The organism is Pseudoalteromonas sp. 5Ae-yellow, assembly GCF_014077565.1.
Lineage (GTDB): Bacteria > Pseudomonadota > Gammaproteobacteria > Enterobacterales > Alteromonadaceae > Pseudoalteromonas.
Genome location: NZ_JACGWD010000092.1, coordinates 1 through 14,219 on the forward strand (window position 1 = coordinate 1; position 14,219 = coordinate 14,219).

16 protein-coding genes are annotated in these 14,219 nt (G+C 41.2%); 9 read left to right on the plus strand and 7 right to left on the minus strand.

From position 1 onward, the window contains the following. Positions 1-204: 204 nt before the first annotated feature. The 7 genes from H4J63_RS18020 to pspF all read right to left on the minus strand — a co-directional run bounded on the left by H4J63_RS18020 (position 205) and on the right by pspF (position 7,157). Positions 205-696 (minus strand): VOC family protein, encoded by a 492-nt coding sequence (locus tag H4J63_RS18020; protein WP_182197819.1) that lies wholly within the window; start codon positions 694-696, stop codon positions 205-207. Between the two features lie 105 nt (positions 697-801). Beyond that, the gene (locus H4J63_RS18025) at positions 802-1,563 is read right to left on the minus strand and encodes an ATP-binding cassette domain-containing protein (RefSeq protein ID WP_182197821.1); all 762 of its coding nucleotides are present in this window, start codon (positions 1,561-1,563) and stop codon (positions 802-804) included. Then, a complete protein-coding gene (locus H4J63_RS18030; protein WP_002958338.1) occupies positions 1,563-2,555 on the minus strand; it encodes an oligopeptide/dipeptide ABC transporter ATP-binding protein in 993 nt (330 codons plus the stop codon). Before H4J63_RS18030 ends, H4J63_RS18025 begins: the two co-directional genes overlap by 1 nt. Then, positions 2,556-3,449 (minus strand): ABC transporter permease subunit, encoded by an 894-nt coding sequence (locus tag H4J63_RS18035; RefSeq protein WP_024600105.1) that lies wholly within the window; start codon positions 3,447-3,449, stop codon positions 2,556-2,558. After that, complete coding sequence (locus tag H4J63_RS18040) at positions 3,436-4,470, minus strand: ABC transporter permease subunit (RefSeq protein ID WP_182197822.1); 1,035 nt, start codon at positions 4,468-4,470, stop codon at positions 3,436-3,438. The genes H4J63_RS18035 and H4J63_RS18040 overlap by 14 nt, the downstream gene beginning before the upstream one ends. Beyond that, positions 4,470-6,077 (minus strand): ABC transporter substrate-binding protein, encoded by a 1,608-nt coding sequence (locus tag H4J63_RS18045; protein ID WP_024596506.1) that lies wholly within the window; start codon positions 6,075-6,077, stop codon positions 4,470-4,472. The genes H4J63_RS18040 and H4J63_RS18045 overlap by 1 nt, the downstream gene beginning before the upstream one ends. Before the next feature lie 15 nt (positions 6,078-6,092). Beyond that, positions 6,093-7,157, minus strand: a complete 1,065-nt coding sequence (gene pspF, locus H4J63_RS18050) for a phage shock protein operon transcriptional activator (protein WP_024596505.1) — start codon at positions 7,155-7,157, stop codon at positions 6,093-6,095. Between the two features lie 186 nt (positions 7,158-7,343). On the opposite strand from pspF, the gene pspA reads away from it, so the two are divergent. The 9 genes from pspA to H4J63_RS18095 form a co-directional block, all read left to right on the plus strand. Then, the gene (pspA, locus tag H4J63_RS18055; RefSeq protein ID WP_007376832.1) at positions 7,344-8,003 is read left to right on the plus strand and encodes a phage shock protein PspA; all 660 of its coding nucleotides are present in this window, start codon (positions 7,344-7,346) and stop codon (positions 8,001-8,003) included. Between the two features lie 72 nt (positions 8,004-8,075). Next, on the plus strand, positions 8,076-8,309 hold the full coding sequence (gene pspB, locus H4J63_RS18060; RefSeq protein ID WP_024596504.1) for an envelope stress response membrane protein PspB: 234 nt from the start codon (positions 8,076-8,078) through the stop codon (positions 8,307-8,309). Further along, the gene (pspC, locus tag H4J63_RS18065; RefSeq protein WP_024596503.1) at positions 8,306-8,707 is read left to right on the plus strand and encodes an envelope stress response membrane protein PspC; all 402 of its coding nucleotides are present in this window, start codon (positions 8,306-8,308) and stop codon (positions 8,705-8,707) included. The genes pspB and pspC overlap by 4 nt, the downstream gene beginning before the upstream one ends. Positions 8,708-8,770: 63 nt before the next feature. After that, the gene (locus H4J63_RS18070) at positions 8,771-10,189 is read left to right on the plus strand and encodes a YcjX family protein (RefSeq protein WP_182197824.1); all 1,419 of its coding nucleotides are present in this window, start codon (positions 8,771-8,773) and stop codon (positions 10,187-10,189) included. Then, positions 10,186-11,208 (plus strand): TIGR01620 family protein, encoded by a 1,023-nt coding sequence (locus H4J63_RS18075; protein WP_024605986.1) that lies wholly within the window; start codon positions 10,186-10,188, stop codon positions 11,206-11,208. The genes H4J63_RS18070 and H4J63_RS18075 overlap by 4 nt, the downstream gene beginning before the upstream one ends. Positions 11,209-11,359: 151 nt before the next feature. After that, positions 11,360-12,547 carry a methionine gamma-lyase gene (gene megL, locus H4J63_RS18080; RefSeq protein WP_024605985.1) on the plus strand — a complete coding sequence of 396 codons (1,188 nt, stop codon included), beginning with the start codon at positions 11,360-11,362 and terminating at the stop codon, positions 12,545-12,547. Between the two features lie 231 nt (positions 12,548-12,778). Next, complete coding sequence (phhA, locus tag H4J63_RS18085) at positions 12,779-13,576, plus strand: phenylalanine 4-monooxygenase (protein WP_002958327.1); 798 nt, start codon at positions 12,779-12,781, stop codon at positions 13,574-13,576. A 37-nt stretch (positions 13,577-13,613) separates the two neighbouring features. Next, positions 13,614-13,958 carry a 4a-hydroxytetrahydrobiopterin dehydratase gene (locus H4J63_RS18090; RefSeq protein WP_002958326.1) on the plus strand — a complete coding sequence of 115 codons (345 nt, stop codon included), beginning with the start codon at positions 13,614-13,616 and terminating at the stop codon, positions 13,956-13,958. 142 nt (positions 13,959-14,100) lie between these two features. Continuing rightward, positions 14,101-14,219: transposase DNA-binding-containing protein (locus H4J63_RS18095; RefSeq protein ID WP_182197835.1), on the plus strand; the 119-nt coding region annotated here is incomplete at its 3' end.

Genomic DNA, 14,219 nt, shown 5'->3' on the forward strand with positions numbered 1-14,219 from the left:
ACCAAGCGCACAGGGCGTGCATCTGTGAAAGTGTTATGGCAAGGATGGCTTAAGTTACAAGCCATCCTGGAAGGCTACGATTTAGCAAAATCTCTTGAGTCAGACTTGTGATCAAGAGACAGCTTTTAAAGCGCCTTTTTTATTGTCTTGAGCAAAGTTGATATATTACCAATTCGCTTAATTAAGCATTATTGCGGATTGGTATTAATTACCTCTGGCAATAAACTCAATCCGATTGCCGCTAGGCTCTCTTATCATCATATGTTGGGTTGGACCTTTACCTAAGTTTTCTGGTGCAAACTCTATGATAATATTATTTTGCATTTTTAAGTTTGTATGTAGCTCGCTTAACTTTTTGATACTTTCAATACTGAGTGCTAAATGGTGTAGGCCCACATTTTCTGCCCGATTAAACTCCACACGTTTTTCATCATTTTTTACGCGCCATAATGTAATGGTTATTTTATTGTTTGATAAAAAATAAGCGGGATAGGCAGGGTCATTTCCTAGCGTTTTAAAACCAAGTACATCAGTAAAAAATGCTTTGGATGCATTTAAGTTTGATACGGTTAAACCTAAATGATCAATGCCACCAACCCAACTTTTAGGGGCAGAGTTTTCGTCAGCTATTGAAGTTGTTGATAGCAGCAATAACGCTAATGATGAAATGCCTGTGAGTAATGTTTTTTTTAGCATAGATCCTCTTTATGGTTTTAGTTGTTAAATTGCGCATTTAACAAAGACCTTCATAAACGAGGTTACATTGCAAAGAAGTCGACTTTGGTGATTAGAAAGCTGCTTTTAGCAGCTCAGTAATCGCTGCGTTACTTTTGATTGGGGGTTTTGAAAAACATCTTCAGTAGGGCCGTATTCAACCACTTCGCCTTTGTCGAGTACAACCACATAATCACTGATGTGGCGCACTAGGCTTAAATGATGCGTGATCATCACATACGTAAGGCCAGTGTCGCGCTGTAGCTTAAGTAATAAATTCACTATTTGCGCGCGTATAGAAGGGTCTAAAGACGAAACAGCTTCATCGAGCACAATCACCTTAGGATCTAAAATTAATGCACGAGAAAACGCCACACGCTGTAGTTGCCCCACACTAAACATATGCGGGTAGTAGTGTTTATGATCAATTAATAGACCCACTTTTGAAAGCGTTGCATCAATCTTTTCAGCTCGTTCGCTGGCATCAAGCTCTGTATTATATTGCAGGCAATCATCAAGCATTTCACCAATGGTTAGCCCCGGATTGAGCGATGCAGCTGAATCTTGAAAAATCATACGAATATCCCGGCATTGATTATCGCGTACGCCATTATCTTCGATAATACTATTCTCGAGCAAAATTTGTCCGCTATCAGCGCTATCAGCTCCTGAAAGTAGTTTTGCCAACGTACTTTTACCTGCACCTGTTTCACCAATTATGGCAATACTTTCGCCTTTACCCACACAAAACGAAATATTTTTAAGTACTTCAAACTTTTTACGTGAAAAAAGCCCCGCTCGCACATTGAATGTTTTTGATAGTGCTTGTACTTTTAATAGCGGCTGCATTACTTCATGTCCTTAATTAACGGAAAATGACACGCATAACTATGACCATGATGCTTAGTAAGGGCTGGCGTTACCACACAGGCTTTTTGTGCTTGCGGGCAACGCGGCCCGAGGCGACAGCCAATAGGCAAATGTTGCAGAGTAGGGATAGTCCCTTTAAGTGCATAAAAAGGTTCTTTATGCGCTAATCCTTGTTCGTAGTCTGGCAAGCTTTTTAATAATGCTTGTGTGTAAGGATGGCGAGGCTGTTTAAATATTTCATGGGTTGGGCCTGCTTCAACCATTTGCCCACAGTATAAAACATGAATGCCATGCGACCAATGTGCAATCTCTTCAAGCTCATGAGAGATCATTAAAATAGACATATTTTTAAGTTGGTTTAAGCTTTTTAATAACCTAAATACTTGTGCGCGAGTTGTGCTCTCAAGCGCTGTAGTTGGCTCATCAGCTATCAATAGCTTTGGAGTGCGGGCAATGGCCATTGCAATCATTACTTTTTGACATACGCCTTCTGAGAGCTCATGAGGGTAGCTACTTAGTACCGCTTCGTGGTTTTTAATACCCACCTTATGAATAAGCGCTTTTACTCTGTCTTTTCTCTCGCGGTTGCGTTTTAAAAAGAAGCCTTTAGTTGCGACCTCTGGCAATGTTTCGGCAATTTGATCAAATATTTTAGCGGTAGGGTCAAGGCATCTACTTGGATCTTGATAAATCATCGCTATATCTTGGCTTACTATCTTACGGCGTTTTTCTGGGCTTAAACGCATTAAGTCTACGCCGCGCCAATGAATACGGTCGGCCGTAATATCCCAGCGTTCGTTTAATACACCAATAATCGCTTTTGCTATTAGGCTTTTACCAGAGCCCGATTCGCCCACAAGCGCATGTACTTCGCCTTCTTTTAAGCTAAAGCTCACTCTGTCTACGGCTCTAATTACAGTTTCAGAGGTACGTAGTTCAATTGTTAAGTTACGAACATCGAGTAATTGCATTTAATCAGCCTTACGTGCTTTTAGCACTTGTCGCAGGCCATCGCCTACTAAATTAGTAGATAACACGGCTAAAAATAACAGTACACCAGGTAGCGCTACAGTCCAAGGTGCTAAATAAATAAGGCCTAAGTTTTCGGCTAATATTGCGCCCCATTCGGTCGTCGGTGGCTGAGCTCCTAATTTTAAAAACCCCAGTGCTGAAATATCTAATATAGCGGTAGAAAGCGCCATCGTGAATATAACCACAATATGCTCATAAATATTAGGGAAAATACCACGCGATATAATATGCCAATTAGACGCACCATCGAGCCTAAACGCGGTAATGTAATCTTTACTTAATTCATCAACAATCAGGTTACGCACTGAGTGAATAAATTGCGGCAGTAACGCTAAAATAATTGCCCATACGGTATTCATTAAACCCGGGCCGAGTATGGCAATTATTATTATTGCTAATAACAAAGAAGGAATAGAAAGGGTTATATCAAGTAAGTGATTTAAAAAGCTTGAACGAAGTCCTTTGCTAATTCCTGCAAAAGTACCCACTAATACACCAAAAATAGTTGTGATCAGGGCGGCTACAACAGAAAGTCCAAACGTATATGTTGCACCATTCATTAAGCGCGAGAGTACATCACGGCCTAAATCATCGGTGCCTAAAATAAAGCGTACATCGCCCATTTCTCGCCATGAGGGCGGTATGAGTAGTGCATCACTATGCTGTTGGTTTACGCCATAGGGCGCTAAAAAAGGAGCTGTGGCGGCCAATAATGCAAACGCCATAAATATCCATAAACCAACCAAAGCTGGGTGATTGTTTTTAAATTTGCGCCAAAATCGCGCAAGTGGCGATTTATTCGACTCTTCAGAAAATAAATTAAACTTTGCCATGGGCCTGATTCCGCGAGAGTGGATCGAATAAAGTGTAAGTAAGCTCAGCTGTAATAGAGGCTAAAATAACAAATAAAGACACCGCCATTAATCCGCCTTGAATTGCAGGAAAGTCGCGCTGATAAATACTATCGATTAACCATCGGCCAATACCCGGCCAAGAAAAAATAACTTCGGTAATCATCGCAAGCGTTATTAGCGTACTAAATTGCAAACCAATTTGCTTAATTACCGGCAGTAATGCATTACGTAGTGCATGGTGCATGATAAGTTGGCGGCGATTAAGGCCTTTTGCCCTAGCTGTTTTAATAAAGTTTTGATCCATTACTTTAAGCATAGACTCGCGAGTAAAGCGCACTAATACAGTAGTCGGATACATGGCCAGTACAATAGTAGGGAGCGTTAAATGGCGTAGCGCATCAATAAAGGCCATTCCTTTATATGGAAAACCAGCCAGTGCAATATCAATTAAAATAAACCCAGTATTTGCGGGTATCTCATAAAGGAGCCCCATTCGGCCTGACATAGGAAACCAGCCAAGCTTTAACGAAAAAACCATTATTAATAACAATGCGAGCCAAAATACAGGCATTGAATAGCCCACCATAGTGGTCGAGTTTATAAGTTTGTCGGGCCAGCGTTTATGATAGCCAGAGCCTAAAATGCCAGTAGGTACACCAATAACAACCGATACAATTAATGCATATACGCTTAGCTCTAAAGTAGCCGGTAGTAAGTCAATAATATGGCTAAACACGCTGTTACCAGAGGCAAACGAAAGGCCCCAATCACCTTGGAATATTCGCCCCAGAAAGGCAATGTATTGCATAAAGTAATTGCTGTTGTATAAATATTTATCCTCAAGCTCACTATGCTGTGCAAAGTTACCACTTGGTATGCCACTTAAATTACTTAGCGGATCACCGGGAAATAAATACGCCAGTGAAAACGTAAATACGCTGAGCATTAGTATCATAAAAAAGAACAAACCAAGGCGACGTAAAATATAATCTAAGATCATTATTTTTTCCTCGCATTAGCAAGCGAAATAGCACCAAACGGGCCAAGTGTTATGCCTTCCACATCAGCGCTACTTGCTTGAAAGCGCAAGCCATGAGCAATTGGTAATAACGGCAACTCTTTAATAATTAAGCTTTGTGCATCTTCGTAGTATTTTTTACGTTTGTTTAAATCAGTGGTGTCTAGTGCTTTAGTAAGCAATAAATCAAATTGGGGATTACACCAGTTTGCAGGGTTTTTGCCACTAAAAGTAGCGGTGCAACTCAGCAGCGGGCTAAAAAAGTTATCAGGGTCGGGTGTATCTGCGGCCCAACCAAGTAATACACTGTCGTGCCTATGCTCGCCAATACGTTGAATAAACGTATTCCACTCATATTCTACAATACTGACGTTAACGCCTACTTTGCGTAAATCACTTTGCATAAGCTCAGCCATTTTACGTGCGTTGGGATTATAAATACGACTCACAGGCATAGCCCATATCGTCATATCAAAGCCATTAGGCAACCCTGCTTCAATAAGTAATTTTTTAGCAAGTTCTGGATCAAACGTAGGTATATCTTCTTGTGGCTCAAATGCCCAAGAGGTTGGCGGCAAAATAGATTGTGCGCGAGTACCGTTACCGTAATAAACCGCCTGCATTATTTTATCTACATCTATTGCGTGCGCAAGCGCTTGGCGTACGCGTAAGTCGTCAAACGGAGCACGCTCTGTATTAAATGCCCAATAACCTATGTTTAAGTTTGTTTCTTTTTCGACGTTTATATCATCACGTTGCGCTAAAATGCTCAATTGCGCACTACTTGGATGAGCCGTTACATCGCACTCTTTAGTCAGCATTTTTGCTATGCGCGTAGTGCCGTTAGGGGTTATATCGTAAACCAATTGCTCAAGTGCAACGTCATGCTTCCAATAAAGTGGGTTACGGTAAAAGCGCACAAGATGATCTCGGCGGTATTCTTTATAAATATACGGGCCGGTGCCAATAGGGTACTGATCAAATAAGTTCTTTTGATTATTTTTCTTAAGTTTCATGGCGTATTCTTCTGAAAGCACCACGGCAAAGTCGGTAGCCATATTAGCTAAAAAACTACTTTCAGGATTAAACAATTCAAAACGGACTTGGTAGTCAGACACGCGCACAATTTTGCGAATAAGTTGATCAATTCCTACACTTTGAAAATACGGGTAATCGGCATCGCCCACAAAGTGATATGGATTATATACATCGAATAATCGGCTAAAGGTGAATATAACGTCGTCGGCGTTAAAGTCCCGCGATGGGGTAAAATAAGAAGTTGTATGAAACTTTACATCTTTACGCAGGGTAAAGGTAACCGATTTACCATCTTTGCTAATTTTCCAATCGGTCGCCAGCTCACTTTGAAACTCTGCCGTAACAGGGTCAATGCTAATTAAGCGGTCGTATAATTGGTTAGCAATTATATCAATAGTTGAACCGGTGGTCGTGACTTGCGGATTAAACGACACAGGGTTAGCTTCAGCGCAATAAACTAAGCCTTGGTTTTTTTCTTCTATGATTTCTTCTTTGCTATCAAGGCAACCAACTAAAGTGGTGGTAAGCAAAACAAGTAATAATTTATGCACCCGCATAACCTCTGACTATTGTTGATCCAATAAGTTGTATTTTTTAAGATAACCACGTAATTGATGATACGTTAAACCAAGTACTTCTGCAGTTTTCTTTTGATTAAATTGGCTATGTTCGAGTGCTTTATTAATCATGTTTATTTCAAAGTCGTTTGAATGCTCTTTTAAGCTGCACGGAAATTGAATATCAACGGCTGAATCATTGCTTGCTTGAGTAACAGGCGGCGTAACAACAATAGGCTCTGCATTAACCGTTTGAGCCGCTACAGGTGCTTTAATACGCGCTTTTGGTCTAAATGGGCTATCGAATGGGTCTAAAATAATCTGGTGAACGGGAATATGTTCACTACCGTGGCGATACAAACTGCGTTCAACCACATTTTTAAGTTCACGAATATTACCAGGCCAATCATAACTAAGCAGTGTTTCTGTTGCGCTTCGGGTAAAGCCGCTAAACAGTTCCCACTCTAAATCGCGCGCCATGTTCATCGCAAACTGCTCAGCAAGAAGCATAATATCGTCTTGGCGTTCGCGCAGTGGTGGTAGGGTAATTACATCAAAGGCAAGGCGATCGAGTAAATCACTTCTAAATTCACCTTGCTCGGCCAAATAAGGAAGATCTTCGTTTGTCGCACACACTAAGCGGGTATCTACTTTTACAGTTTGTTTGCCGCCAACACGTTCAAACTCACCGTATTCTATAACGCGCAGCAGTTTTTCTTGTACCATAGCTGAGGTATTAGCTAATTCATCTAAAAACAGTGTGCCGCTGTTAGCGCGTTCAAAACGACCTTCGTGACGTTTACTTGCCCCCGTAAAAGCACCGCTTTCGTGGCCAAATAATTCACTTTCGAGTAGGTTTTCGTTAAGCGCTGCACAGTTAAGCTTTACGTAGTTTTGATCCCAGCGTTTTGATAAAAAGTGTAAGCGTGCTGCTATTAGCTCTTTACCTGTGCCGCGTTCACCAATAATAAGTACCGGTTTATCTAAATTAGCCAGTTGCGATACCTGATCTAATACAGACAGAAAGCTATCTGATTGGCCGAGTAAATTATCCTGTTGGCGATATTGGCTCATATTTCCTAACTCTTGGTCATTTTTACTAACAGTTAGTGTATTTCATAATTAGGGATAACTAAAGAAATTTGTATATTTAGTTTAACGTAATGAAAATAAAGTGTATTTTAACTTTTAAAAAGTTGGCAAGCATATTGATACTAGTTATAGCAGACTAACTAAGTTTTAATTACAGAGGTAAATGTTATGGGAATTTTTTCACGTTTTGCAGATATTGTTAATTCTAATATCAACGCCATTTTAGATAAAGCAGAAGACCCAGAAAAAATGGTTCGTCTGATTATTCAAGAGATGGAAGATACGCTTGTTGAAGTACGTTCTACATCAGCTAAAACATTGGCTGAGAAAAAAGAAATTGTACGCCGCTTAGATACACTTAAAGCGCAGGTAAGTGATTGGCAAGATAAAGCCGAACTGGCTTTAAGTAAAGACCGCGACGATTTAGCGCGTTCAGCATTACTTGAAAAGCAAAAGTCGGCAGATGCAGTTGCATCAGTTGCGAGTGAGCTTGAACATGTAGAGTCTCATATTGAGAAATTACAGCAAGAAGTAACGACGCTACAAGAAAAGCTAGCAGATGCTAAATCTCGTCAAAAAGCGATTATACTTCGCCAACGTTCGGCTGAGTCGCGCCTTGAAGTGAAAAAGACACTTGATAGCTCAAAAGTAGAAGAAGCACTTAACCGCTTTGAACGTTACGAAACCAAAATTGATGGACTAGAATCTCAAATTGAGTCGTACGATTTAGGTAAAAAGACGTTAGCGGATGAAATTGCTAATCTACAAAAAAATGAAAAGATAGATGATGAGCTAGCCGAACTTAAAAAGAAGTTAGCTGATAAATAATTACATATAAAAATATATGGGGCCCATGTGGCCCAGCTTAAAAACATCAAAACGGATTGTCAGGAGAGGATTATGTTTGATCCAGAGATATTAGTTGCACCATTTATCTTGTTTATGATTTTTGTTGCTCCGCTGTGGCTAATTTTGCACTACCGTAGCAAGAAACAAGTAAGCCAAGGTTTAAGTGAGCACGAACATCGCCAATTACTTGAGCTTGCACACAAAGCTGAAAAAATGGCTGATCGATTAGAAACACTTGAAGCATTGCTTGATCAAGAGTCACCACAATGGAGACGCAAAGTATGAGTGCCAAACGCGAATTATTAAGAGACCCACAACGCGGTAAAATAGCCGGTGTGTGTGCGGGATTAAGTGACTACTTTAATATGGAGTTATGGTTAGTTCGCATTATATTTGTTAGTGCGGTACTGCTAACGGGTGGCCCATTATTTGTGGTAGCGTATATTGCAGCCTGGTTCATTTTAGATAAAAAAGAGCCCGCAACAGCGCAAACAAAAAGCTCAACTAAAACTGACGATCCGCTAGAAGTAAAATTTAAAGTATGGCAAAAAGGCGAGCCGCCGCGCCGCGCATTGCAAGATTTAAAAGAGCGTTTAACGCGTGTAGATACTCGCCTTCAAGATATGGAGCGCCATGTAACTTCAAGCGAGTTTACGGTGAGCCGTGAAATTAACAAACTTTAAAGGATTTAATAGCACCTTATTTGCAGCGTGATAAATTACGGCAAATTAGGTGCAAGACACTTTATGAGCCAATCATTTGCAAAAAAGACCTTTAAAAGCATTAAAGGCAAAGCACAAAAAGCCCTTCATCGCAGTTTAGACCAACACGTAAAGCTTGCCGTAACTGGCCTAAGTGGTAGTGGTAAAACTGCCTTTATTACCGCGCTTGTTAAACACTTAACAACCCAAGCGGACGATAAAAACTTACCTTTTTTTGATGTAATGCGCGAGCACCGCCATGTGGCCACTAAAGTTGTGCCGCAAGAGGCGTTAAAAGTCCCTACGTTTAATTACCCTCGAGCACTCAATACTTTATTACCCAGCGATGGGATGCCTACATGGCCTGCATCTACCGAGCGTATTAATACGCTGCGCTTGGCAATAAAGTATCAAAGTAATGCAGGGCTGCGTGGGCACTTTTCGCCGCAATCAACGCTTTATTTAGATATTATTGACTACCCGGGTGAATGGCTCCTTGATTTACCTATGCTTGAGCAAAGCTATTCTCAATGGTGCGAGCAGCAATATCCGTTATTAACTCAGCCTTCGCGCGTAAACACATCAAGTGACTTTTTAGTAGCCGTTGATCAACTTGACTTAAACGCCCCCGTTGATGAAAACGCACTTGCCCATATTGCTCAGCTTTATCAAAGCATGTTAGTCGGGCTTAAAAAAGACACCAAACTTGCCATGTTACAACCTGGGCGCATGCTAATGCCTGGCGACCTACAAGGCGCGCCATTGTTATTGTTTTTTCCGGTATCGGGTGAAATAAACAGTGACGATGTCGTTGCGGGTTCTAATTTAGCGCATTTAATTAAGCGTTTTAACGCCTATATAAAAGAAGTCGTAAAACCATTTTATAATGAGCATTTTAGGCACTTCGATCGCCAAATCGTACTTGTAGATGTACTTAGTGCGTTAAACGAAGGGCACGAAACACTCCAAGAGCAAAGCAGTGTAATAAACCAATTACTCGCACACTTTAATTACGGTGAGTCGGGCTTTTTTAAACGTTTATTTAAGCCCAACATAGACAAAATATTATTTGCAGCTAATAAATCAGATCACATAAGTGCAAAACACCATAAAGATTTAGCACTACTACTTGATTCGCTCGTGCATGAGCAAAGTAATCATTTAAAGTTTGATGGTGTAAAAATAGAAACCATGGCTATGTCGTCAATCACAGCAACGCAGCCGCGCCAGATTACCGACAAAGGCCAAACGCTTGACTGTATTTATGGTAAACCGCTAAACGAGCCAGATTGGCTTACGTATTTACCGCCGCAACCTCCCTCGCGGATGCTTAATAAAAATGAGTGGCCAGCACAGGGATTTGAGTTTTTATCGTTCTCTCCAATGCCGAGCCCCGATAAACAACTAAAACATATTCGATTAGATCATGTCATGCAGTACCTGCTAGGAGACAAATTAACATGAGTGAGTCAAACCAAACATTTCAAGCAGGGCGTCGTATAGATACGCAAAGCATTGAGCAAAACGAACCCGTTTTAGCACCTGCAAAAATTATTCAGCACGGGCAAAGTGATTACGAAGAACTTGAAGATGAAGCACTAGAGCCAGAAATAGATCTAGAGCCTGTATATAAAAAGTCAAAGTGGCAAACACTTAAAGGTGTTTTTGCTATTAGTTTTATAGTACTGGTGCTTTTAGAGTTTGCGTACTCGTTAGTATTTGCTTTCGAGCAGTCAATTATTTTAGGCAGTGTTTATTTAACCGCGGTTGTAAGTGGCGTACTGCTAATAGGGCGCTTATTGTGGCGAGAGTACCGAATGCTGCGCAGTTTAAAGCGTAACCAGCTGCACCGAGTTGAAGCCGACAGGCTTTTAAACAGCGAGCAAGTAGGCGGTGCATTACCTTGGCTCGAAAAGCTTAATAAACACCAAGAGCTTGATAACTTTGAAACCTTTAAAAACCAAGTAGCGATGCATCACAGCGACAAAGAAATAATGACGCTGTACGCCAACAGTTTATTAATAAGCCAAGACACCAAAGCTAAAAAGCTTATAAATCGTTTTGCGACTGAATCTGCACTGCTAGTTGCCCTAAGCCCACTTGCGCTGGTGGATATGATGGCTGTGCTTTGGCGTGGTACTAAGTTAATAGAACAAATTGGTAAAATTTACGGCATTGGTTTTGGCTACGCGAGCCGTATAAAGTTATACCGCATGTTGATAAAACAAGTAATGTTTGTTGGCAGTGCAGAGCTTGTATCTGACCTTGCTGCAACTGCACTAAGTGCTGAGCTTTTAGGTAAGCTTTCGGGACGAGCTGCGCAAGGGGTCAGCGCCGGTATTTTTACAGCGCGTATTGGTTACAAAGCAATGGAGCTTAGTCGCCCATTACCACGGCTTGAAAACAAACGCAGCTTACTAAAAGGCACTGTGCAAAGCATCGCAGGTAAAATTATGAGCCGTAAAAAGGCGGAGTCAACGTAGTAAAGGTAGTGGCAATATTTGTGTACAAACGTGCGCTGCACGGTTTTTGCACAAATAGCCATCTGAGCATCCGGCATGCTTGCTGTTTGTAAGCGCATACGTTTTGATTGTTGAATCGCAAAAACATAATAATCAAAAAAATGAGCCTACAATGAGCAAGCATCATATAAACACCCAGTGTATTCACGGACCACAAAAAGCAAACGACCCGCACGGGGCACTCACTTCTCCTTTGTATCAAACCTCTACCTTTCATTTTGAAAACGCCGCACAAGGTGCTGCGCGTTTTGCAGGCGACGAACCTGGCTATATTTATACGCGCTTAGGAAACCCCACAACCACAGAGCTTGAACAAAAAGTTGCTCAACTAGAAAGTTGTGAAGCAGCAGCTGCAACCGCAACAGGTATGGGGGCTGTATCTGCCTCAGTACTGAGCTTTTTATCGCAAGGAGATCATCTTGTTGCCTCAAGTGCTTTATATGGTTGTACCTTTGCGTTTTTCTCGCATATGTTGCCGCGCTGGGGAATCGAAGTCACTTTTGTTGATATGACCAACGAGGACGAACTACGCGCTGCCATCAAACCTAATTCAAAAATGATATTTGTAGAAACGCCAATCAACCCCACTATGGCGGTTATTGATTTGGCACTTATTGGCGCAGTTGCTAAAGAGCACAACTTAATTAGTGTGGTCGACAACACCTTTTTAACGCCGCTCCTGCAATCACCAAAAAAATACGGTATCGACATTATAATGCACAGTGCGACCAAGTACTTAAATGGTCACGGAGACGTAGTCGCCGGTATTGTATGTGGATCGCTTGAGCACATAACACACATTAAAATGACCGTACTAAAAGACATTGGTGCAACCATAAGCCCGCACGATGCATGGCTAATTAATCGAGGCCTAAAAACACTCGCCATTAGAATAGAACGCCATTGTCAAAGTGCACAAACAATAGCGCAATATCTAGAAGCGCACCCACAAGTAAGTACCGTATATTACCCAGGGCTTAAATCGCACCCAGGTCATAAGTTTATTGGCAACCAAATGAAAGCCGCTGGTGGTGTTATTGCATTTGAAATAAAAGGCACGCTACAAGATGGCGCACAATTTATTGATAGTATGAAACTTTGTACACTTGCAGTAAGCCTCGGCGACGCTGAAACACTGATTCAGCATCCTGCATCTATGACTCACTCGCCTTATACGCCAGAGGAACGAGCCGCCGCTGGAATAAGTGATGGGCTGATCAGACTCTCGGTTGGGCTTGAAGATGTTAACGACATTATTAGTGATTTAGACCAAGCTTTTACTGAAATTGGTTGGGTGTAATTAATTGTATACACATAAAGGCAAGCTACAGGCCTTTATTTAAAGGTCTGTATTTTTAGATTGCCATAGGTGTAATTATAAATTTACGATAGTGGTGATCGTCCCAAATACTGATGTTAGTCTATCTATTAAACTTTTCTTCACTTTTGCATAGTATGGGGTCATTCGATATTCAATAGATTTGAGTATCACACTGACACCGATTTAGGGCTCACACCCAAGAAGGTACTTATGGCTAAAGCAAGTAAATACACATCCAAAACACCAGACGAAAATGGTGTTATACACTGGAGTGATGAAGAAAATAAAATTTGGTCTGAGCTTGTAGCGCGTCAACTTGCATGCATTGAAGGCAAAGCCTGCAACGAGTACATGCAAGGGTTAAAAAAGATTAACCTGCCGCACGATCGTATTCCGCAGTTAAGCGAACTAAACGAAGTGTTACTAGCCACTACCGGTTGGCAAGTCGCGCCAGTACCTGCGCTTATCGACTTTGATGAGTTTTTTAGATTACTGGCAAACAAGCAGTTTCCGGTAGCTACATTTATTCGTAGCCGCGAAGAATTTGACTACCTACAAGAGCCAGATATTTTTCATGAAATATTTGGCCATTGCGCCATGCTAACTAACCCTGACTTTGCCGAGTTTACGCACAAGTACGGACAATTAGGTTACGCAGCGCAGAAAAAGGACCGTGTATACCTTGCGCGTATATACTGGTTTACAGTTGAATTTGGTTTAATGCAAACCGAAGACGGCCTGCGTATTTACGGCGGCGGTATTTTATCAAGCCCAGGTGAAACTCAGTACGTATACTCAAACACGCCAGAAATTAGCCCAATGAATGTGCTTGATGTACTGCGTACGCCGTACCGTATTGATATTATGCAGCCACAGTACTACACCATAAATTCGATTCATGATCTGTTTGATATATCGCAAATGGATATTATGACTTTGGTTGAGCGAGCTAAAGAGCTTGGCTTGCACGACCCAAAATTTCCACCAAAAGAAAAATTAGCCAGTTAAACATTAATGCTAAAAAAGCTAAAAGTAAGGATTTAGAATGTCTTCATTAAGTGCACAAAAATGCGAAGCCTGTCACGTAGATGCGCCAAAAGTATCTGACGAAGAGTTAGCACAATTAATTACTAAAATCCCAGACTGGGTACCAGAAGTACGCGACGGCATTATGCAGCTTGAGCGTGTTTATAAATTTAAAAACTTTAAGCAAGCTATCGCGTTTACTAACAAAGTAGGCGACATGGCAGAAGACGAAGGCCATCACCCAGGTTTATTAACCGAGTGGGGCAAAGTAACGGTTACATGGTGGAGCCATTCAATTAAAGGCCTACACAAAAACGATTTTATTTGCGCAGCTAAAACAGACGACGTATTTAACGCGCTGTAGTTAAAAATTAATTGAGCGAACTAAAAAGGCACTTTTCAGCTGTCTCTTATACACAAATCCCTGCTAAGAAATTAGCGGGGATTTTTTTGAACTAAATCTCAATGTCATGATCAGATCTTCAAATCTTGTTTGATGGCACATTATGATTAACGAACATACTCATTGGGCAAAACAACAATTCGGTAAATCGGACTTAGGTGATCCAAGAAGAACAGCGCGTCTGGTAAAGTTAGCATCAACGCTTGCAAATGAACCAGGAAA

Excerpts from the sequence above, each read along its gene's own strand:
- megL (WP_024605985.1), top strand. The coding sequence starts at position 11,360 with ATGAGCAAGCATCATATAAACACCCAGTGTATTCACGGACCACAAAAA.
- H4J63_RS18020 (WP_182197819.1), bottom strand. The coding sequence starts at position 696 with ATGCTAAAAAAAACATTACTCACAGGCATTTCATCATTAGCGTTATTG.
- H4J63_RS18070 (WP_182197824.1), top strand. The coding sequence starts at position 8,771 with ATGAGCCAATCATTTGCAAAAAAGACCTTTAAAAGCATTAAAGGCAAA.
- pspF (WP_024596505.1), bottom strand. The coding sequence starts at position 7,157 with ATGAGCCAATATCGCCAACAGGATAATTTACTCGGCCAATCAGATAGC.
- H4J63_RS18040 (WP_182197822.1), bottom strand. The coding sequence starts at position 4,470 with ATGATCTTAGATTATATTTTACGTCGCCTTGGTTTGTTCTTTTTTATG.
- phhA (WP_002958327.1), top strand. The coding sequence starts at position 12,779 with ATGGCTAAAGCAAGTAAATACACATCCAAAACACCAGACGAAAATGGT.
- H4J63_RS18025 (WP_182197821.1), bottom strand. The coding sequence starts at position 1,563 with ATGCAGCCGCTATTAAAAGTACAAGCACTATCAAAAACATTCAATGTG.
- pspA (WP_007376832.1), top strand. The coding sequence starts at position 7,344 with ATGGGAATTTTTTCACGTTTTGCAGATATTGTTAATTCTAATATCAAC.
- H4J63_RS18030 (WP_002958338.1), bottom strand. The coding sequence starts at position 2,555 with ATGCAATTACTCGATGTTCGTAACTTAACAATTGAACTACGTACCTCT.
- H4J63_RS18035 (WP_024600105.1), bottom strand. The coding sequence starts at position 3,449 with ATGGCAAAGTTTAATTTATTTTCTGAAGAGTCGAATAAATCGCCACTT.
- H4J63_RS18075 (WP_024605986.1), top strand. The coding sequence starts at position 10,186 with ATGAGTGAGTCAAACCAAACATTTCAAGCAGGGCGTCGTATAGATACG.
- H4J63_RS18090 (WP_002958326.1), top strand. The coding sequence starts at position 13,614 with ATGTCTTCATTAAGTGCACAAAAATGCGAAGCCTGTCACGTAGATGCG.
- pspC (WP_024596503.1), top strand. The coding sequence starts at position 8,306 with ATGAGTGCCAAACGCGAATTATTAAGAGACCCACAACGCGGTAAAATA.
- pspB (WP_024596504.1), top strand. The coding sequence starts at position 8,076 with ATGTTTGATCCAGAGATATTAGTTGCACCATTTATCTTGTTTATGATT.